Raw genomic sequence first — 19,614 nt, 5'->3', positions numbered from 1 at the left:
AGAAAGCATCCGGTGTTTGGGCTAAGATATCAGAAAGTGAAGGATTCCCATGGCTGAAAGCATCGTCTACTTGGGGCGACACATAACTTTCTCTCTAACCGAGCGAACCTATGGTGTTTGGCATTGGACCTATACTATTGACAATGTCGACTCGTTCTCGAATGAGGGCGCACCTTTCCCGACGCGAAGTCTTGCGATGGCCGATGCAGTCCGTAACGCAAAAGACCGGCTCATTCGATCGACTCCAGTCGATCCCACATCTTTCAGATAAGTGCCGTTTTTTTTACCCAAGACAGCCGTGTATAGTGAGGCGCACTGTGGCTTCTCACAGCACGAACGCGCAGAAAGTCTCGGCCGAATCATCGCGGCGGTAGTCGCAGTGTCTGAATCTCCTCTGCGAGTGCTGCATTTTGTCGAACCGTGCTCATCCCCCTCCTCCGCATTTCTTCCTTGCCGCAGGCGTGCGGCGCCCTTAGACGTGTCGGCGGTCTTCAAGCCAACATCGCCATGAGACTTTTTCATTACATTTCGGCTACTTCGGCACAGCGCGCCGAGGTCCCGGCTACGACACGAAATGAATAATTTTAGGAATGCCCCGGACATAGGGGCATTGTAGAAAGGAACTACGCGTATGGGGAGACCGTCTCCTCGATACGATCGCCCGAGCTATGGGTCGTCCTCCGACGGTCGCGGCTTCCCAGCCAGGCTCTGGTAGCTACCAGCTATCTCTCGACGGCGGTGCTCCGGGGGCAATCTGCATCCCCACACTGCATCCAGACCTGACCGCCCCACCTAACCCCACGTTAAGCATTCGACCCGGCGCAAAGCGCACGCCCGTTCCACCATCCGAAGATGGCCAACTCTACGAAAGTTGAGCAAAGCCTGATGCCATCCTCGCCAGGCAATGCGCATGGCGGCGAACGGCACAACTCGAGATCGCGTCGGAACCGAGTCACTCGACATCCATGCGATATTGTCCTCGTCTTTTCGTTCGGAGAAAGTTAGAGCCGGAAGCGGGCCTGGATGATAGGACACTGGCCCAAGCTGTCCTTGCTCCCGGGGGTGCGCGGTTGATGCTAGGATTAATGCGAAACTGCATCAATTTTGAAGCAGCGAATATGCGTACTACCGTCACAATAGAAGATTCGCTCTACGAGCAAGCCCTTGAGTTGGCCGACACGTCCATGGACCGGACGGACCTGTTTCGGGTGGCCATCAAGACGTTCGTGCGTGTTCAAGCCGCTAAACGGCTGGCCGCACTGGGTGGCGCGCAGCCCGACATGCAGGAGATTCCTCGCCGGGCGCCGTCGCTATGATGGTGCTGGTCGACACATCGGTGTGGGTCTCGCACTTCAAGCGCTGCGTCGCTGCGCTCGTCGCCTTGCTGGAGTCGGATCGTGTCCTGTCGCACCCGATGGTGCTGCTCGAACTCACTTGCGGCACGCCTCCGGAGCCGAAAAGCCGCACGCTGGCCACGCTCGCGGAGGCGATGGCGTTTGTCGGGCAAGAACGGCTATATGGCGCCGGATGCGGTCTGGTGGACGTGGTGCTGCTCGCTTCGGCCCTGCTGACGCCGCAGGCGCGGCTGTGGACGCTCGACAAACGGTTGGCCGGACTGTGCGAGCGGTTTGCCGTGGAATACCGGTCAAAGTAGGCCCCGACAGGGCGGTTCTCGGCCTTCCGAACGTGTTTCTATTGCGATAAGCCTTCTTATCACAATAGCAACATCGCCTTATGTAACTGGGTTCGAAGCGAGCGCACTCAGTGGGCATTATCCCGTTCTCTCGGCCCCCCATGGCTTACCGCCACACGGCGATGGCGTGCTTGTTGCGTTGCCACAAGCTCAAACCACAAAGCACGGAGCACAGACATGGGTGCAGACACATTTTCCGGAGCCCGGCGACGCTTGGTCCAGGGCGCCGCAGGTTTCGCGGCGGCGGCTGTCGGTGTAACGCATGCAGCAGATACCGCAGCAGTTGGCGGGTCGTCGAATAACACAGGCGCGCACGGGGGATTGAAGGACCCGCGAGCAGGATTTCCAAAGCCTCCCTTTCCTGAGCAGTCGCAAGAGTGGCCCGCACTTGCTAGCAGAATGTCGCCGCGACCCGACCATGGCGAAGCAACTTACCGTGGGACCGGACGGCTGACTGGGCGCAAGGCTTTGATCACCGGCGGCGACTCAGGCATCGGACGCGCCGTCGCTATCGCCTACGCCCGCGAAGGCGCAGACGTGGCCATCAACTACCTGCCGCAGGAAGAACCCGACGCCACGGAGGTCGTACGCCTCATTGAAAGCGCCGGCCGCAAAGCGGTACGCATCCCCGGCGACATTCGCGACGAGAAATTCTGCGAGCGGCTGGTAGCCACGGCAATCAAGGAATTGGGTGGGTTGGACATCCTGGTGAACAACGCCGGCCGCCAACAAAGCCATGAATCAATTCTCGATATCTCCACGGAACAGTTTGACTGGACCTTCCGTACGAACGTCTACGCGATGTTCTGGATAACGAAAGCTGCTATTCCACGTATGCCACCCGGCGCGGCGATCATCAATACCAGCTCTGTCAATGCGACGGACCCCTCCGAGAACCTTCTCGACTATGCCGCCACCAAAGCTACGATTACCAACTTCACCAAGGGACTTGCCAAGCAGATGGCAGGGCGCGGAATCCGCGTCAACGCCGTCGCACCAGGCCCATTCTGGACGCCGCTACAGGTCTGTGGTGGGCAAACGATGGAAAAACTGAAGGCTTTCGGCGGGGATACACCGATGAAACGTCCCGGACAACCCGGTGAAATCGCCCCACTCTATGTCGATCTTGCGGCAGCGGAAGCGAGCTATGTCACAGGCCAGGTTTTTGGCGCATCGGGTGGCAAAGGTATTCCGTAAGCAATCCGTTCGGTACCGGATCCGAGGTGCGGGACAAGAAGCCTTCGCTATCGCCGAGCTCTGGCGCGATTGGCCGCACGGCTCGACGTATGGGCTACTCGAATAAGAAGAAGAAGCGGTTGTTGACGTCGCGGAAGACCGGGGAATTGCCGCCGGCGGCCCCAACGATCGACTTGTTAGCTGCGATTGGATTTCGATCTACTGGAGCCGGGATGCGATTCGAGTTCGTTGGCGCCGGCTCCGCAGACTCGTCGGTCTTGACGATAAGCTGGTCTGCTACGAACCGAGCTCGCGAGGTGCGTGCCGACACGCAGACATGCAGGTGGGATGTTTCGGGCCGTCTGATCGAATACAGCCACGCTGCCCCCCACTTTTGCTTCGGCGAGTTTATTAAAGTACCCCGTCAAGTTTGCATCGATGGATGCGCCAACGTGCGCAACAGCCCAGTCGCGCGGCCATTCTTCGGGATTCTACTTTTGGCGCTCTGACCGCAGTCACTGCGTAGTAGCCTTTGATAATCTCGACTCGACCGGCACGGTCATTTTTGAGCGCCGGATGATATGTATCTTGTGACGAAACGGAATCGTTTGCCTTTGCGGCACGCTCAATGATCGTTGCCGTGAAATACTTGAGCGCCAGCGAAAGCAGTTCGTGCCGGAACGGCAATCCATTCGAATCGTCGTGCCGAATTGAAAGTAGGATAAAACTCATACATCCCCACTCCCAGTGGTGCGTACGAGAGACCGCTGGCGCAGCGCGAATCCAGGTGCGATCTCCAGTTTGGGTCGAGTGATAATTATGTTAAATATATCTTGGCGTGAGGGAATCACTTTCCGACTCGGCGGTCGTCACCCAGTCCGGCGCGCGACAGTCTGGATGCTTTCCCGAGTCGATCCGAGAAGGCATGCACGCTGCAGCGGCTAGCGCCGTGACCGATAGGTCGACTTCGAGATTGGCGCGGTCGCTCCAAACATGAAGGTCGCCAAAGCGGCCGCACGTATCGCGCATTGCGGCGCAACTCCACACTGAATTGCGACTGGCCGGGCGCTCTGATTTCACAATCCGGAAGCTGCGGGCCCTTGCATTGAGTTTCTCACCGGCTGGAGGCCTGTTTCCGCCTTCATTTCCGCGATTCCCGCAACTGCGGACGGATCTGTCCCAACGTGCATCCGCACGAGGTTGTACGCGACGACGCTCAGCACGAACCTCTGGTCCAACCGCTTCAGTCCGCGCACCATTACCTGGCGCATGCGTCCGCCCCTCCGTGGGCGATCCAGCAACGCGGACCAAAATTGCACTACAATGCGAACCATTCTCATTTACTAAGTGCGCCCCTTACTCGAATGATCCGGGTGGGGCAGGCCAAACGTGTCTTCGTCCGATCTCGCGCAGCATCAAGAAGTCGAGGCTCTCTACAGCGGCCATCATGGGTGGCTTCATCGCTGGCTGCAGGGTAAGCTGGGGTGCGCGCACCATGCCGCGGACGTGGCGCAAGACACTTTCGTGCGTATCATCAGTTCGCGCGATGCATTGCTCGGCATCGACCAGCCGCGTGCCTACCTGACCACCATCGCCAAGCGTCTGTTGATCGATCGCTCTCGGCGTCAATTGGTCGAGCAGGCTTACCTGGCCGAGATCGCGCTCGTTGCCGATACGCTGCCCGGCTACCCCTCCCCGGAAGAGATCGCCATGGCCGTCCAGGCCCTGGCCCAGATTGCCGATGCGCTCGAAGGCGCGCCAGCGCGCGTGCGGGAAGCGTTCCTGCGTCACTATCTCGACGATCAGACGCAGGCGGCCATCGCCGTGGAAATGGGCGTCTCCAAGCGCATGGTGCAGAAGTATCTCGTGCAGGCGCTGCTGCATTGCCAGGCGCGATGCGCTGCCCTGGCGGATCACCCACTGTGACAATGCCGCGTCGCACTTCTGCCGAATCCAGGGCCGCATCATCCGACGACCTGTTGCTTGAGCAAGCTGCGGAATGGATCGTCGCGCTTTCTTCGGACGATCCCGATGAACGTGAGCAGGCGCGCGCGGATTTCGAGAGATGGAAGCGCGCTGATCCCCGCCACGCGGGGGCCGCGGCAAGTTTCGAAAGCCTGCTCGGCAAGGTTCGTGGCGTGCGCGACAGCACGGCGGGCTCCGGACGGCCAGCGCGCTCGGCGCTTGATGCGGCCAGTGCCGGCGTGCGCCGTCCGCAGCGGCTCAAGCGCGCTGGCATGGCGCTGGCCTTTGCCTGCCTCGTCGTCATGCCAGCGTGGCTGGCTCTTCATGCCTGGCCGCCCGCCTACCTGCTTGCCGATATCCGCACCGTGTCCGGCGAATGGGAGACGCGCACGCTGATCGACGGCAGCCGCATCACGCTGCGCGGCGGGAGCGCCGTCAACCTGCGCTACGACGCGGCGCGCAGGGTCGTGGAACTCGTGCAAGGCGAGATACTGGTGGACGTGGCCAAGGATGCCGCCCGTCCGTTTGTCGTGGAGACCGGCGATGGCAGCATGCGGGCGCTGGGCACCCGGTTCGTCGTGGATCGCGAGGCCCACGCCACGGTACTCGACGTCATCGAATCCAGGGTCCTGGCCCAAACGCCGCGTCAGCGCCAGACCGGCGAGCGCGAAGGGACCGTCGTTCAGGCGGGCGAGCGCGTGCGGATCACGCCGGATGGCATCGGCCCGGTGGAGCCCATCGATGCGCGCAGCCTCGACGATGCCTGGCGGTTCCATCAGCTCGTGGTCAACGACCGCCCGCTGGCCGATGTTCTCGACGAACTGGCACGTAACCGTCGTGGCGCGCTGTATTTCGACCGGGACGCGCTGGCCGGCATCCGTGTCAATGCCGTCCTGCCGCTGGACGATACGGATCGCGCGCTGCAGCTACTGGCGATCAACTACCCGGCACTGCGCATCCGGACACTGACGCCGTATCTCATCTACGTCGACATGGCGAGCGCATCCACGCGATAAAAATTTTTTCCGATCCGGTTCCACATTCCGATTCTCGTGCGTCAAGGCATGTGAGAGATCATGAATCGAGGAACCGCCCGCATGTCCGCAACACCCTATCGCCCTGCCCGCTGCCCAGACCCCGACCGTGCCCTGGGCGTTGCCCGCCGCCCTCTGCGGCTGACGCCGCTGGCCGTGGCAGTCCAACTGAGCTGCGCCGCCGCCCTCTGGATCGCCACACCCGCGCCCGCCAGCGCGCAGAGCGCAAGCCAGTCGGTACGGTATGACATTCCTGCCGGTCCATTGGCGACATCGCTGAACCGCTTCGCGCAGCAATCCGGCGTATCGATCGTGATGGACGCCGGACAGTTGCAGGGCATGCAGGCACCGGCGCTGAACGGCAGCTATGGCCGCGACGAGGGATTCGAGCAACTGTTGCGCGGCACCGGCCTCACCGCCGTACCGACGTCGGCGGGCTACGTATTGCGCAAGGTGGCAACCACCGGCGATGCGGGTCATGGCGCGACGCTGCCCGAAGTCGTCGTGCAGGGTGCGGGCATGAACGGCACGACGGAGGGCACCGGCTCCTACACCGACTCCGGCCCGGTCAGCACGGCCACGAAGCTCGGACTGACGCTGCGCGAGACGCCGCAGGCGGTCACCGTCATCACGAATGAACGCATACAGGATCAGGGTCTGGCGACGGTCAACGACGTGGTGCAGACCGCTCCGGGTCTGACCTTCCGGCGTTTCGGGCCAGAGCGCGCTTCGTTCTATTCACGCGGCCTGTACGTGGACAACATCATGTACGACGGCCTGCCCGTGGGCCTGGACAGTTCCAACCTGTCTCAGGACCTGCTGGCCACCGACATGGCGATCTACGACCGCGTGGAGATCGTACGTGGCGCCACCGGACTGGTGCAGGGCGCGGGCAACCCATCGGCGGCCATCAATCTCGTGCGCAAGCGGCCGACCAAGGTGCCGCAGGTGTCCGTCGGTGTGAAGGCCGGAACCTGGGACCGCTATCGGGCGGAGGTGGATGCCTCCGGCCCGCTGTCGGAGGACGGCACCCTGCGCGGCCGCGCGGTGATCGCGGCACAGGACTACGGCAGCTACAAGCGCGGCGAAAACAGTAACGGCCAGACGTTCTACGGCATCCTGGAGAAGGATCTGGCTCCTTCCACCACGCTCACGCTGAGCGCACTGCATCAGGAGAACCGCCTGCACGGCAACGGCTTCACCGGTCTGCCCGTGGCGCGCGACGGCAGCGATCTCGGACTTCCGCGATCCACCTCCTACGCCAATGACTGGGAATACTGGAACAAGACCACGAACTCCGGTTTCGTGGGACTCGACCACCGATTCGACAACGGCTGGCGCATGCACCTCTCGGCCTACTACGCGCAGGCCGATGTCGACATGGAGGGCCATTACCTCAGCTACAGCTACACCACTGGCAACTACAGCCAGTTGGGTGCGCGCAATGCCCACCGGGAGAAGCAAAGCAGTGCGGATGTGTATGCCAACGGCCCCTTCGAACTGCTGGGCCGCAAGCACGAGCTGGTACTGGGCGCCAGCTACCGTAACGTCGATTTCAACGGCAATAGTCGCCAGGGCCTGGTGCTCAACAGCAACCTCAACCTGTACAACTTCAACCCCAGTGCCGTCGCGGACCCGAACATTGCGCTGCGGGACTGGATGGACGCAAGGATCGGCCAGCAAAGTCTATATGCCACCACGCGCCTGAATCTGACCGATCGGCTGAAACTGATACTGGGCGGACGGCTGGACTGGTTCGACTACAACGACACCGTCAACACGTACCCAAATTTCAACGCCAACACGCCATCGGTCACTGCGCACAACCGATACAGCGTCAACAACCAACTGACCAAGTACGCGGGCGTGGTCTTCGACCTGAACGCACAGCACTCGCTTTACGCCAGCTACACCGACATCTTCAAACCCCAGAATTACCTGGATGCCAGCAACAAGCTGCTGGACCCCGTAGTGGGCAAGAACTACGAGATCGGTATCAAGGGCGAGTACTTCGAGGGTGCGCTGAATGCCTCGGCAGCCGTGTTCCGCATCGACCAGAACAACCGTGCCTTCCGCAGCGCCGACCAGACCCAGTGCGCCAGCTACCCGACCGTAGTGTGCTACTCGGCCGCGGGCGAGGTGCGCAGCCAGGGCGTGGAGTTCGAAGTACAGGGCGCCATCACGCCCAACTGGCAGGTGGGGGCTGGCTACACCGTGGCCATCGCACGCTATCGCAAGGACGCCACGGCGAGCAACGTGGGGGCGATCTTCGATACCGACACGCCACGGCACCTGTTCAAGCTGTCGACCATGTACCGGCTGCGCGGCCCATTCCAGGGCTGGCGCATCGGTGGCTCGATCTACGCCCAGGACTCCATCTACAACCAGGGCACCGCGAGCGGCGTGCCGTTCCGCATTTCCCAGGGCGCCTACACCCTGGTCGATCTGGTGGTGGGCTGGCAGCCAATACCGAAGCTGGATCTGCAGCTCAACATCAACAACGTCTTCAACAAGCGGTACTACAACGCGCTGTCCGGCAGCGTCGGTTTCCCGAGCAACGTCTATGGCGAGCCGCGCAACGCAATGCTGTCCGCGCGCTACCAGTTCTGATGCGTGGCCGCACGCGTGGCGCGCTGGTGGTTCTGCACCGCTGGTGTGGCCTTTTCATCGCCGGTTTCCTGTTTATCGCCGGCCTCACCGGCGCGGTGATCGCCTGGGATCACGAACTCGACGAGTGGGTGAATCCCCGGCTGTTCCAGGCCGCCTCCGGTGCGACGGACCACCCGCTTGGGCCCCTTGAGCTGGCGCGCCGTGTCGAGGCGGAGGATCCGCGACTACGGGTCAGCTTCCTGCCGCTGACGCTGGAGCCCGGTCATACGGCCATGCTGGGTGTCGCTGCGCGCATCGACCCCGCCACCAACGCGCCTTACGCCCTTGGCTTCAATCAGGTCGCGGTGGATCCGGCCAACGGCCATGTTCAGGGGCGGCGCCAATGGGGCCATATATCGCTATCGCGCGAGAACCTGTTGCCCTTTCTCTACAAGCTGCACTACACCATGCACATTCCCAAGGGCTGGGGTATCGACATCGGCGTGTGGCTGATGGGCGTGGTGTCGGCGGTCTGGATTGTCGACTGCTTCCTGGCGTTATATGTCTCGTTTCCCAGTGCGCGCGCCTGGCGAAAGTCGCTGAGCTTCCGGCTGCGCCAGGGCGGCTTCAAACTCAACTTCGACATCCACCGCTCCGGCGGCGTCTGGGTGTGGGGGTTGCTGCTGATGCTAGCCGTGACCTCGGTCTCGCTGAATCTAGGAACTCAGGTCATGCGGCCGCTCGTGTCGCTTCTTTCTCCCCTGACACCCTCGCCATTCCAGGTGCGCCCAGGCAGTCGCGAGCGGGAAGTTGCCGAGCCGATACTCAGCCGGGAGCAGGCCATCGTGGCCGCCGAGGCCGAGGGTCGCCGTCGCGGCTGGACCCGTCCTGCGGGGTCCATCTTCTATGCCCAACGCTTCAGCATCTACGGCGTGGCGTTCTTCACACCGGAAGACGACCGGGATGACGACGGCATGGGAAACGAGGTCCTCTACCTCGATGGGAACACGGGTGCGATCCTGGGCGAGAAGGTACCGGGACAAGGCACCGCGGGCGACATTTTCATGCAGGCGCAGTTGCCACTTCACTCTGGTCGTCTACTGGGCATGCCGGGACGTGTGCTGATGTCGTTCATGGGTATCGTTGTGGCGGCGCTCAGCATGACCGGCCTCGTGATCTGGATGCGCAAGCGTAGAGCGCGCAGGACGAACAGACTCCGGTCATAGGTGGCCACGAGCCATCGGCATATAGCCGCATTAAGGGACTGAATCTCGCCGCCAGTGACGTGCTCTACCTGGCTGATAGCTTGATCGCTCACTACCAGCAGGGCGATCCGCACAAGCTCGACCGCTATTCCGAAGTGCCTGAGCCGCGTCTAGAAGGCCGAACGGTTCTCGTGGACTCTTCGGATGCATGCGCAAAAAGCGAAACCAGACTCGCTAAAATAACGATAGCCTTCTCCAGACGCATTGAACATTATCGTCTCCATAACTAGCAGGGCGGGGACGCAGCGTAGACGATTGACTATCGGAGCGCGCGTCCCGCATCGCCATGCCGAGCCCTGTAAGGGCGGGCTATTGGCCGGTCCCGTACGGATTCTTGTTGGTTCAACGCATGAACGCCGATGCCAACCCTGCACCGATGATGCCAGACACATTGAGCGATGAAAGTCATATGCGGTGGACTGCTTCTGCAGCCGGAGCGCCACTCTGGGGATGAGTCGCGGAGGCAGTAGCATTGGTAAGCATCGAACGTCCGGCTGCGTGAAGTAGGAGGAATTTCGTACTTATAGCTGACAAGCCGCTGTCAGTGCTCTGTCCTGCAACCTCCTCCATGGAAATTCGGGCCGGAGGAGTCGACGCTGGTGTCGCCTCTTCTGCAAATACTGTGCATCCATCGCGATCATGATCTAAGAAGGCGTATGGGGAACAACGTGCCGACTGCGCTTGAACTTGTGCGAATGTCCTATGCCAGCGAAGGCTTTTTGGAAGGAATCGAAGCCTTCTCGAATTTGCCCTCTCGCTGAAACGGACGCCAGGCCCAGTCACCCGACCGTGCTCGCCATACACACAGTTGCCATCATTCCCGCCGCACTTGCCTCACTGGCCGAGCGTTATACATCAGACTGCGAAGTCGTTTTTCTAATCAACTTCTCTTGGAGACGCCCACATGCATAGTACGCTGCCCCATCCTCTGCGCTCTCTGCTATTTGTGCCGGCAGACAGTGAGCGCAAACTGTCCGCGTCGCTGAAGTCAAACTCGGACGCGCTCATTTTCGATTTAGAGGATGCAGTGCCTGAGCGAGGGAAGGCAGATGCCCGTCAGCTTCTTTCAGATTTTCTTGCCCAAAACCGGGACTCAATGGAGTCAGCTTTTCTTGTCCGTGTAAATGGACTCTCCTCCGGACATATTCTTCAGGACCTGGCGACCGTGATCCCATATAAACCAAACGCTATCGTTCTACCTAAATGTCGCAACGTGGAGGATGTAAACCGACTTTGCGATTTTCTGGCCGCCTTCGAATGCGCACTGTTGAGCGACAAATGGGAAACGTCTGTTGTCGCAATGGCGACGGAGTCATCAGAGGGGATATTCGGACTGAGTTCATACAGAAATGCACCCATGCGGCTTCAAGCCCTGATGTGGGGCGTAGACGATCTAGCTGCGGATCTCGGGGCATTTACTTCGCATGTTGGCAAAGATTTAACCGCCCCTTTCTCCGTGGCGCGGACAATGTGCTTGCTAGCGGCGGCTCAAGCCGGCATTGATGCCATCGATGCGGTGAGCACGACGTTGAAAGATGGCGACCATATTGGTGATGAAGCCATGCACGCAAAGCGCGATGGTTTTGTCGCAAAGGCAGCCGCTCATCCTTCGCACATCGATGCCATCAACCAAGCATTCGCGCCTCAAGAGCACGAGATCCGTTGGGCGCGGTCCGTCGTGCAAGCCTTCTCCGAGGCCGGCGCTTCGGGAGTGGTGCGGCTTGGAACTGCCATGTTGGACAAGCCGCACCTTAGATTGGCTCATCGCATATTGTGCCGGGTGGACGGAGACGACTGAGAGACGTGTCGCCGACCCTATTGAGGGCAAAATCCGCTGGTAATTAACTTCTATTAATCGGTTGAAAGAAAGCTCTCGACCTGCCATCAAACGAGGTGTAACGCCTTAGTTGGAATCCAGCAGCCGCTGAAATCTGCCGGCGTACCGACGGTCGTCCTGTGGGGGGCGCCTGCGGCTGGGAGCATCCTGATACCTCAGCAGCATAGTCGGGTAGATCTCGTCCCGACCATTGATCCCGTCGTGCTTGGCTTCAATAACGCCAGCATATACCTTTGGGGGGCAGTCAGAGCGCTTTCACACGGGTAGGCCCGCGATAACGGTGGCGGTGCCCGCCATGTCCTGCAGTGACATCGTGCCGATGGCGCTTTGCGAGATGTATTCGGTGACGCGTTTGCGCGCGAGATTGGTATGCGATGCACCAAGTTGCTCTGCCCGGTCAGCGTCGCGTCGCACAATGGCATCCAGAATCTGGCGATGCTCGTCGAGAATCCTGCCCAAGTGTCCGTGACGCGCCTCGTCGCTCGAAAAGGTTTCATAGCTCATGGCCATCGACACGCTGTTCCTCCCCTACCCTCCAACTTTGCAAGGGGCCTTACTCCGTCCAAGAGTCGGTCGGCGGCGCGATGCCAATATTGTAAGCGTCCCGGAAGCCGGGAAGCAGGGTTCGACCCCCGATAGTGGGCGGTCGACATCACCCGGTTGTCCATCCCGAGATGGAAATACGGCTGAGTTAGGTCCGCCAACTGGAGGGGCCGCCCTGGCGTCGTGCCCAGCTCGCTGATATGCCCGACCAGCGATGCCAGCGTCCGGCAGGCGCTCTGCGAAAACGGCACGGGCCATAACACCACACAGAACAGCACTGTCCACAACGAGCCGAGCATAAAGTATCCGGCCTGCAATAGTGCGCCCAACAACGGTGCAGGGGATGGAATGCCGATGACCACAGCCAACGAGGCGATCAAGCCCGCCTGTGCTGGCGTCGGCCCCAACACCGGTCTGTAAGAGCGCGTCAGGCCGCAGAGAAATTCCAGAACGAGCAGCGCCGCCACGCTCGCCGCAAATCCGAAATACGCGCTATACGCGGCTATCGGCAGAAAGGCCGCGCGGGGCGCGATGAATATGCCCATCGCCTTCAGTCGTCCGGCGGCAGAACCTTGCGGATCGCACAGGCAAGTCCAGAAAGCCGCCACCGCGCCGAACGCGATCTCCGAGCGGTCGAGCAGCACCGCCGCGCAGAGCATCGGTGCCATCGCCACCAACGCCTGAAAGCCCTCCATCCACGCAATGCGCTCGGGCGTTACTGCGAAGACGTGCCCTTCGGTCCGCAACGCCCGGCGGTTGACGAGGGATACCAGCTTGCCCATTATGCGCATCGCATGCTCCATCTCTCGCTTATCTCCGATTGCCGTTGAAGCCTAGTGCATTCCCGGGTCGGGCTGCTTGTCCGGGTGCGCGATACGCTCGGCGTGATGCGAGAAGTGCACCTAGCTGGAAAGTCGCTTGCGGCGCATCGGCTGGATCCAGTAGATTTTCGCGAACCAAGGAGAAACCATGCCACCTCCAGTCGCAAGCAGTCTCTTTCATGATGCACTGCACGAGCAGTTGGGCGTGTGGCCACTGGCCTATATCCCGTACGGCGGCGCGGACTATGGCGAGGTCGTGCGGATCGCACAGGAGGTTGGCGAGGGCGACGACGGCGCCTTCCACGCTGCCTGGACACGGGCGGCCATGCGTCTGGAAGGCGAAGCGGCGTCCGTCCTCGCACGCGGTCACGATTCGAGTGCGCGCGAGCTGCTCCTCAGAGCAGCATGCTTTCACGGAAAGGCCTACCATCCGCTATTCGGCGAGCCGGTGGATACGCGCCTGCTGCAATCCCATCGCGCGCAGGTTTCAGCTTTCCAGCGCGCGCTGTCCCTCGTTGCTTCGCCCGTGACAATGCGGCGCGTCCGGTGCGACGATGCGTCGATGCCCGTCTATCTTTTGCCAGCGGCAGGACGGGAGAACGAGGTACGCCCCCTCCTGATCGTCACCAACGGCTATGACGCATCCATCACCGACATGTATTTCGCATGGGCGGTTGCGGCAACGCGAAGGGGTTTCCATTGCATGATCTTCGAAGGCCCCGGCCAGGGCGATGTACTGATCGAACAGGGCATCGCCATGCGGCCGGACTGGGAGAACGTCGTATCGGCTGTTGTCGATCATGCGCTGCAGTCCCCCATCGTCGATCCGGCACGCATCGCGCTGGCCGGCTGGAGCCTTGGCGGCTACCTCGCACCCCGCGCCGCCGCGGGTGAGCATCGACTGGCGGCATGCATTGCCGATCCGGGCAAGCGCGATGTCGTGGGCGACTTTGGCGCCTTCGCAACAAAACTCGGCATGCCATGCGATATCGCCACGACACGGCCCAGCGAACTGGATTCATCAATCCTCGATCCGCTGTGGAACGCCATCACGCACAACCGAAAGTTCCGTTGGTCCATGGTGCAGCGCGGCTTTTGGGTCAACGGCTCGTCGGATCTGCGCGATCACCTGGCGCGGATCGAGCGCTTCACGATGGACGGCCGGATTAACGACATCCGGTGCCCAACGCTATTCACGCTGGCCGAAGATGACCCGCTTGCGCGGGGCACGGAAGCTTTCTACGAAGAACTGGCGTGTCCGAAGCACCTGATCCGCTTTACCGCCGCCGAGGGCGCTGGGGACCACTGCGAGATGGGCAATCGATCCCTGCTGAATCGGCGGGTTCTGGATTGGTTGACTGAGACGCTTGGGGTGAAGGGATGATAGAGGGATGGGCGCAGCGGGCCAGAAGCGGTCGCAGAAAATCTTTTGGCTGCTTAGGCTATGGACCTGTAGCGGTCTTTGACGTCGTTGCCTGACGTTTCGCGCTCTGCCCCCAGCTTTCGGCCTGCCGCTCCAGGTGCATACGAATAAAGTCGATCAACGTGCGCGTCGCCAACGTGGGATAGCGGCTTGGCGCCGTCAGCATATAGACACTGTCGCCCAGGCCCTCCGCCTCCCATTCCGCAAGCACCTCTTGCACCCGTCCCGCCTGTAGCTGCCGCCAGACGGCATAGCGCGGCAACAGCGCCACGGCAAGGCCCGCCATCATGGACTTGAGGAGAAAGGGATAGTCGCCGGACTGAGTAAATCATTGTCTGAAACCCACGCTGGCGCGTCTCTGCGGTCTGTCCCAACTCGAGGCGCCTGATAGAAATTGGAGTGTGCGATAGGTGCTTTCTCCACCTTTCTGGCGAAGTTCACAGCGTTGGCGACCTGATTCAGCGCGCCGGCTATGGTGGGCCTTGGCGTGCTGTGGCTCGTCGGTACTGACCTGCTGAGTTTCATCCTGGGTAGGGCGCAGTTTCGGTAGTCGTCCGTTCTATGTCCCGTGTTGGGTCCTCCAGGCTTTCACGTCAATGATCGGAGTATCTTTGATGTGCGGCTCCCGCCTAAGGGTAAATACCAGTCATGATCCGCTTGGCTTACGCCGACCTTCCCCCTATGATTTATCGCATGATCACTTATCGATCGATAATCATCAGAAGGAGCAAGCATGGGACTCACGAAACTGGCCCACTACTCGATCCGCACCAGCGATCTGGAGCGCTCCTGCGCGTTCTACGAACGGGTGCTCGGGTTCCGGCGCGGCTACCGGCCGCCTTTCGATTTCCCAGGCGCGTGGCTTTACATGGGCGACGATGAGCGCGATTTCGGGACAGTGCACATCATCGCTATCGATCCGAACAATCCGTCGGGGCTCTCGGCGTATCTCGGTGACAAGGCGTTGCCAGGCACCGGAACGGGAACGGTAGACCACATCGCATTCCTGGCCACCGGCGTCACCCAAATGTGGACCACCCTTCGTACCGAAGGCATCCCGTGGCGCGACCGCACCGTGCCCAGCCTCGGGCTGCATCAGGTGTTCGTCGAAGATCCCTCGGGCGTGACCATCGAACTCAACTATCCGGCCGACGAAGTAGCGGGCCTTACGCCCCCAGCGCAAGCCCAGCATCACGCAGGAGTTACAGCATGACAGCAATGCAAACCTCGCAGCGCAAGGCCATCGTGATTGGCGGCTCGGTCGGTGGATTGTTCGCCGCCAACCTGCTGTCGCGCAGCGGTTGGAACGTCGAGATATTTGAACGCACACCCGAGGCGCTCACGGGCCGCGGCGCAGGCATCGTCACGCACCCCGAACTGTTCGAGGCGTTGACGGCCGCAGGTGTGCAAGTCGATGACAGCATCGGCGTGTCCGTCAACACGCGGATCACTCTGGCACGGGACGGCAGCGCCGTCTCGCAAAGGGAGATGCCACAGACACTGACGGGCTGGGGCAAGATATACGAAGTTCTTGGCAAGGCATTCACTGGAACCTATCGCACTGGTGCCCATGTCATGCACGTCGCGTCGTACGCCGACCATGCCGAGGTCACGCTTGCCGATGGTTCGACGCATCGCGCGGACATGGTGATTGCCGCCGATGGGTTCCGCTCCGGCGTGCGCGAGCAACTGCTGCCCGAAGCGCGCCTGGATTATGCGGGCTACATCGCCTGGCGCGGGCTGGTAAACGAAAGCGATCTCTCGCCCGCCACACACGCAGCGATCTTCGATAAATTCGCGTTCGGCCTGCCGCCGCGCGAACAGATTCTCGGCTATCCGGTCGCCGGCGAGCACAACAGCACCACACCGGGCGAGCGCCGCTTCAACTTCGTATGGTATCGGGCGACGTGCGAAGATGAACTGACAAACTTGCTGACCGATTCTCATGGCAAGTGCTGGTCGAATGGCATTCCTCCCGGTCTGATCCGCCCCGATGTGTTGGCGGACATGGAAAGCGCCGCTGCCGACCTGCTCGCACCGCAATTCGCCGAAGTCGTGGCACGCACTGCGCAGCCGCTGTTCCAGCCCATCTACGACCTGACCGTATCGCGGATGTCGTTCGGCCGAGTTGCCTTACTGGGCGATGCCGCCTTCGTGGCGCGCCCGCACTGCGGCATGGGTGTCACGAAAGCCGCTGGAGACGCCATCGCACTGGTCCGCGCACTGGAAGACACGCAAACCATCGGAGCCGGACTCGACGCCTATAGCGCGGAGCGCGAACAAGTGGGCCAGGCGATCGTGGAGCATGCGCGGCACCTCGGCGCCTATATGCAGGCGCAACTCAAAAGCGACGAGGACCGCGCGATGGCCGAGCGTTACCGCACGCCGGAAGCGGTCATGCGCGAAACAGCCGTCTCGCGTCGCTTCTAAGTGCTTGCGAGCTTCTGATCAGAACATAAGGAGACAACATGCCTCAAGCCGCCCCCCACGCCATCTCGGCCGGCGCCAGCTATGGCGCTGACGTCGATGATGCGGACACGCCGTTAGTTCCACATCCCATGCTTTCGCGCGCCGATTTCCAGACGCTGCACAGTGCTCGCCGCCGCTTTTCGTGGACGCTGACTGCGATCATGCTGGTTGCCTATTTCGGGTTCATCCTGACGCTGGCGTTCCGTCCCGACCTGCTGGCCATCCCACTCGTTCCCGGGCAGCCGATGAGCGTCGGCATTCCGGTCGGCTTCGGCATGTTCGCCTTCACGTTTGCGCTGGTCGCCGTGTATGTCTATCGCACGAACACGGTCTATGACCGAATGATCGCCAAAGTCCGCGACGGAGTACAATCATGAGCCGCATACTCTGCGCCGCCATCACCATGGGGTTGGTGGCCCCTGCTCTCGCTGCCACCCCGGCAGTAGGTCAAGGTCTCAATGTCATCGCCATCGGGATGTTCCTGGTCTTCGTCGTCGCCACACTCGCCATCACGAAGTGGGCCGCGCGGCGCAACAACAGCGTGGCGGACCACTATGCAGCAGGCGGCAAGATCACCGCGATGCAGAATGGCTGGGCCATTGCAGGCGACTACATGTCTGCTGCCTCGCTGCTCGGCATCTCGGCATTGGTGTTCACCAGCGGCTACGACGGACTGATCTATTCGATCGGCTTTCTCGCAAGCTGGCCCATCATCCTGTTCCTGATTGCAGAGCCACTGCGCAACCTGGGTCGCTACACACTGGCCGATGTGCTTTCATACCGGCTCAAGCAACGGCCAATTCGCGCGTTCTCGGCATCCAGCTCCATCGTGATCGTGCTGCTGTACCTGGTTTCGCAAATGGTGGGCGCGGGCAAGCTGGTGGAACTGCTGTTCGGATTCAACTACACCTCGGCGGTCGTGCTCGTCGGCGTGCTGATGGTGGTCTACGTGTTCTTTGGCGGCATGCTGGCCACCACATGGATCCAGATCATCAAGGCTGTGATGCTACTGGCCGGTTGCGCGTTCATGGCCTTCATGGTAATGAGCCGCTTCGGGTTTCGCCTAAACAACCTGTTCGATCACGCCATCACCGTCCATGGCAAGCATGAAGCCATCATGCGTCCCGGCGGACTGGTCTCCGACCCGGTATCGGCCGTGTCGCTTGGGCTGGCGCTGATCTTCGGCACGGCTGGCCTGCCGCACATACTGATGCGCTTCTTCACGGTGAACAATGTGAAGGCGGCGCGCAAGAGCGTGCTGTATGCCACCGGCATCGTCGGCACGGGCTACGCGCTGATCATTGTAATCGGCTTTGGCACCATCGCCCTAGTGGCGCAGGACCCGCTCTACCACAACAGCAACGGCGCGATCATCGGTGGCCTGAACATGGTGGCGGTGCACCTCGCGCATGCGGTGGGTGGCAATGTTTTCCTCGGCTTCATCTGCGCGGTGGCATTCTCCACAATCCTGGCCGTGGTGGCGGGTTTGACGCTAGCGGGATCATCTGCCATCTCGCATGACCTGTATGCCACCGTGATCCGCAAGGGACAGGCGTCGGACAAGGACGAGATGCGGGTGTCGCGCGTCACTACGTTGGTGCTCGGCGTGCTGTCGATCCTGCTGGGCATTCTGTTCGAGAAGCAGACCATCGCGTTCATCGTCAGCCTGACATTCTCGATTGCCGCGAGCTCCAATTTTCCGGTGCTGCTGCTGTCTATCTACTGGCGTGGGCTCACGACGCGCGGCGCGGTGGTGGGCGGCACGATGGGCCTCGTCACGGCGGTGGTGCTGACCATCCTGAGCCCGACCGTCTGGGTGCAGGTACTGGGCCACGCGTCGGCCGTCTATCCGTACGAGTACCCGGCGCTGTTCTCGATGATGGTGGCGTTTGTCGGCATCTACGTGTTCTCGGTGACCGACCGCTCGGCACGCGGCGCCTGGGAGCGCAGTGCCTACCAAAACCAGCGCGTGGACTGTGAACTGGGCATCATCGCGAAATCGGCAAGCTGAGCCGCTGTCCAGTGCCCGCATGCGGGGCGGCGGCCCGCAAAAGGCTGCCACCCGGTTCCCATTTGTCGGGTGATTGGTAGAATCGGCGGATTAACGGACAGCAGGACCACAGAGACAGCCATGGAGTCACGCGCCACTTCCACCGAACCCGAGGTCTCCGTCAAATCCACCCGACGGCTGCTGCCCGAAGAGCGCGAGCAGCAGATCGTCGAGAAAGCGATCGAGCACTTCACGCGCAACGGCTTTGGCGGCAGCACGCGCGAACTGGCGCGGCAGATCGGGGTGACGCAGCCCCTGCTGTATCGGTATTTCGAAAGCAAGGACGCGTTGATCGAGCGCGTCTACAACGAAGTTTTCCAATGGCGTCCTGACTGGGAGCGGCAGATCGCGGACCGTTCTCTGCCGCTGACCGAACGGCTCCATGCCTTCTATCTCGACTATTCCTCGGTGATCCTACGCGAGGAGTGGATTCGCCTCTTCATCTTTGCCGGCCTGACGCACGAAGGCATCAACCACAAGTATCTCAGCAAGCTGCGCACTAAGGTCTTCCTGCCGGTGCTAGCCGAAGTGCGCGAAGCTTTCGGCATCGCTGCGCCCCGTAGCACCGCGGAAACGGATGCCGAGATCGAGATGATCTGGAGCCTGCACGCGGCGATTTTCTATATCGGCGTGCGCAAGTGGGTCTATGGCCTGAAGGTGCCGGCCGACCTCGATTCGTTAATCCGGCAAAAGGTCGACCTGTTCCTGTACGGTGCGCCAGCGGCGATGAAGAAGTTGCGCGGATAGAA

Annotated in this window: 16 protein-coding genes and 3 pseudogenes; 15 read left to right on the top strand and 4 right to left on the bottom strand. The window is 61.3% G+C overall.

The genetic code is table 11. The features are described 5' to 3' along the window. Positions 1-1,118 precede the first annotated feature (1,118 nt). The 3 genes from EV147_RS19720 (at position 1,119) to EV147_RS19710 (ending at position 2,890) form a co-directional block, all read left to right on the top strand. Complete coding sequence (locus EV147_RS19720; protein ID WP_130392916.1) at positions 1,119-1,316, top strand: type II toxin-antitoxin system VapB family antitoxin; 198 nt, start codon at positions 1,119-1,121, stop codon at positions 1,314-1,316. Continuing rightward, the gene (locus tag EV147_RS19715) at positions 1,313-1,654 is read left to right on the top strand and encodes a type II toxin-antitoxin system VapC family toxin (RefSeq protein WP_130392915.1); all 342 of its coding nucleotides are present in this window, start codon (positions 1,313-1,315) and stop codon (positions 1,652-1,654) included. The genes EV147_RS19720 and EV147_RS19715 overlap by 4 nt, the downstream gene beginning before the upstream one ends. Positions 1,655-1,870: 216 nt before the next feature. Next, positions 1,871-2,890 carry an SDR family oxidoreductase gene (locus tag EV147_RS19710; RefSeq protein WP_130392914.1) on the top strand — a complete coding sequence of 340 codons (1,020 nt, stop codon included), beginning with the start codon at positions 1,871-1,873 and terminating at the stop codon, positions 2,888-2,890. A 1,120-nt stretch (positions 2,891-4,010) separates the two neighbouring features. On the opposite strand, the pseudogene EV147_RS19705 reads toward EV147_RS19710, so the two are convergent. After that, a pseudogene (locus tag EV147_RS19705) lies at positions 4,011-4,146 on the bottom strand (IS5/IS1182 family transposase); the annotation flags it as partial. Between the two features lie 112 nt (positions 4,147-4,258). Between EV147_RS19705 and EV147_RS19700 the strand changes: the two are divergent. The 6 genes and pseudogenes from EV147_RS19700 (at position 4,259) to EV147_RS19675 (ending at position 11,520) form a co-directional block, all read left to right on the top strand. Next, on the top strand, positions 4,259-4,795 hold the full coding sequence (locus tag EV147_RS19700) for a sigma-70 family RNA polymerase sigma factor (RefSeq protein ID WP_130392913.1): 537 nt from the start codon (positions 4,259-4,261) through the stop codon (positions 4,793-4,795). Between the two features lie 53 nt (positions 4,796-4,848). Then, positions 4,849-5,850, top strand: a complete 1,002-nt coding sequence (locus EV147_RS19695) for a FecR family protein (protein ID WP_235844840.1) — start codon at positions 4,849-4,851, stop codon at positions 5,848-5,850. 81 nt (positions 5,851-5,931) lie between these two features. Next, complete coding sequence (locus EV147_RS19690) at positions 5,932-8,478, top strand: TonB-dependent siderophore receptor (protein WP_130392911.1); 2,547 nt, start codon at positions 5,932-5,934, stop codon at positions 8,476-8,478. Further along, on the top strand, positions 8,478-9,683 hold the full coding sequence (locus EV147_RS19685; RefSeq protein WP_130392910.1) for a PepSY-associated TM helix domain-containing protein: 1,206 nt from the start codon (positions 8,478-8,480) through the stop codon (positions 9,681-9,683). Before EV147_RS19690 ends, EV147_RS19685 begins: the two co-directional genes overlap by 1 nt. Positions 9,684-9,715: 32 nt before the next feature. Next, positions 9,716-9,833, top strand: a pseudogene (locus tag EV147_RS26350) (FAD-dependent monooxygenase); the annotation flags it as partial. Positions 9,834-10,626: 793 nt separating this feature from the next. Continuing rightward, complete coding sequence (locus EV147_RS19675; protein ID WP_130392909.1) at positions 10,627-11,520, top strand: HpcH/HpaI aldolase/citrate lyase family protein; 894 nt, start codon at positions 10,627-10,629, stop codon at positions 11,518-11,520. A gap of 294 nt (positions 11,521-11,814) precedes the next feature. Here EV147_RS19675 and EV147_RS19670 read toward each other — a convergent pair whose 3' ends face one another. Both EV147_RS19670 and EV147_RS26345 read right to left on the bottom strand, forming a co-directional pair. Further along, complete coding sequence (locus EV147_RS19670; protein ID WP_130392908.1) at positions 11,815-12,069, bottom strand: FCD domain-containing protein; 255 nt, start codon at positions 12,067-12,069, stop codon at positions 11,815-11,817. Continuing rightward, a complete protein-coding gene (locus EV147_RS26345; protein WP_235844839.1) occupies positions 12,060-12,905 on the bottom strand; it encodes a hypothetical protein in 846 nt (281 codons plus the stop codon). The genes EV147_RS19670 and EV147_RS26345 overlap by 10 nt, the downstream gene beginning before the upstream one ends. A gap of 166 nt (positions 12,906-13,071) precedes the next feature. Here EV147_RS26345 and EV147_RS19660 point away from each other — a divergent pair, with 166 nt between their 5' ends. Continuing rightward, on the top strand, positions 13,072-14,307 hold the full coding sequence (locus tag EV147_RS19660) for an alpha/beta hydrolase family protein (RefSeq protein WP_130392907.1): 1,236 nt from the start codon (positions 13,072-13,074) through the stop codon (positions 14,305-14,307). Positions 14,308-14,365: 58 nt separating this feature from the next. On the opposite strand, the pseudogene EV147_RS19655 reads toward EV147_RS19660, so the two are convergent. Continuing rightward, positions 14,366-14,653 (bottom strand): annotated as a pseudogene (locus EV147_RS19655) (LysR substrate-binding domain-containing protein); the annotation flags it as partial. A 426-nt stretch (positions 14,654-15,079) separates the two neighbouring features. Here EV147_RS19655 and EV147_RS19650 point away from each other — a divergent pair. The 5 genes from EV147_RS19650 to EV147_RS19630 all read left to right on the top strand — a co-directional run bounded on the left by EV147_RS19650 (position 15,080) and on the right by EV147_RS19630 (position 19,612). Continuing rightward, entirely contained in the window at positions 15,080-15,559 is a 480-nt protein-coding gene (locus EV147_RS19650; RefSeq protein WP_130392906.1) for a VOC family protein, read from the top strand. Next, positions 15,556-16,776 (top strand): FAD binding domain-containing protein, encoded by a 1,221-nt coding sequence (locus tag EV147_RS19645; protein ID WP_130392905.1) that lies wholly within the window; start codon positions 15,556-15,558, stop codon positions 16,774-16,776. Before EV147_RS19650 ends, EV147_RS19645 begins: the two co-directional genes overlap by 4 nt. Positions 16,777-16,814: 38 nt before the next feature. After that, positions 16,815-17,192, top strand: coding sequence for a DUF485 domain-containing protein (locus tag EV147_RS19640; protein WP_130392904.1), 378 nt, complete (start codon positions 16,815-16,817; stop codon positions 17,190-17,192). Continuing rightward, complete coding sequence (locus EV147_RS19635) at positions 17,189-18,826, top strand: cation acetate symporter (protein ID WP_130392903.1); 1,638 nt, start codon at positions 17,189-17,191, stop codon at positions 18,824-18,826. Before EV147_RS19640 ends, EV147_RS19635 begins: the two co-directional genes overlap by 4 nt. Before the next feature lie 120 nt (positions 18,827-18,946). Then, a complete protein-coding gene (locus tag EV147_RS19630; protein WP_198680300.1) occupies positions 18,947-19,612 on the top strand; it encodes a TetR/AcrR family transcriptional regulator in 666 nt (221 codons plus the stop codon). Positions 19,613-19,614: the final 2 nt, after the last annotated feature.

The organism is Cupriavidus agavae, from assembly GCF_004217045.1.
Lineage (GTDB): Bacteria > Pseudomonadota > Gammaproteobacteria > Burkholderiales > Burkholderiaceae > Cupriavidus > Cupriavidus agavae.
The sequence above is the reverse complement of the archived record's forward strand: the minus strand, read 5'-3'. Positions and strand labels throughout refer to the sequence as shown.

Excerpts from the sequence above, each read along its gene's own strand:
- EV147_RS26345 (WP_235844839.1), bottom strand. The coding sequence starts at position 12,905 with ATGGAGCATGCGATGCGCATAATGGGCAAGCTGGTATCCCTCGTCAAC.
- EV147_RS19645 (WP_130392905.1), top strand. The coding sequence starts at position 15,556 with ATGACAGCAATGCAAACCTCGCAGCGCAAGGCCATCGTGATTGGCGGC.
- EV147_RS19690 (WP_130392911.1), top strand. The coding sequence starts at position 5,932 with ATGTCCGCAACACCCTATCGCCCTGCCCGCTGCCCAGACCCCGACCGT.
- EV147_RS19710 (WP_130392914.1), top strand. The coding sequence starts at position 1,871 with ATGGGTGCAGACACATTTTCCGGAGCCCGGCGACGCTTGGTCCAGGGC.
- EV147_RS19675 (WP_130392909.1), top strand. The coding sequence starts at position 10,627 with ATGCATAGTACGCTGCCCCATCCTCTGCGCTCTCTGCTATTTGTGCCG.
- EV147_RS19630 (WP_198680300.1), top strand. The coding sequence starts at position 18,947 with ATGGAGTCACGCGCCACTTCCACCGAACCCGAGGTCTCCGTCAAATCC.
- EV147_RS19640 (WP_130392904.1), top strand. The coding sequence starts at position 16,815 with ATGCCTCAAGCCGCCCCCCACGCCATCTCGGCCGGCGCCAGCTATGGC.
- EV147_RS19650 (WP_130392906.1), top strand. The coding sequence starts at position 15,080 with ATGGGACTCACGAAACTGGCCCACTACTCGATCCGCACCAGCGATCTG.
- EV147_RS19720 (WP_130392916.1), top strand. The coding sequence starts at position 1,119 with ATGCGTACTACCGTCACAATAGAAGATTCGCTCTACGAGCAAGCCCTT.
- EV147_RS19635 (WP_130392903.1), top strand. The coding sequence starts at position 17,189 with ATGAGCCGCATACTCTGCGCCGCCATCACCATGGGGTTGGTGGCCCCT.
- EV147_RS19715 (WP_130392915.1), top strand. The coding sequence starts at position 1,313 with ATGATGGTGCTGGTCGACACATCGGTGTGGGTCTCGCACTTCAAGCGC.
- EV147_RS19660 (WP_130392907.1), top strand. The coding sequence starts at position 13,072 with ATGCCACCTCCAGTCGCAAGCAGTCTCTTTCATGATGCACTGCACGAG.
- EV147_RS19685 (WP_130392910.1), top strand. The coding sequence starts at position 8,478 with ATGCGTGGCCGCACGCGTGGCGCGCTGGTGGTTCTGCACCGCTGGTGT.
- EV147_RS19670 (WP_130392908.1), bottom strand. The coding sequence starts at position 12,069 with ATGGCCATGAGCTATGAAACCTTTTCGAGCGACGAGGCGCGTCACGGA.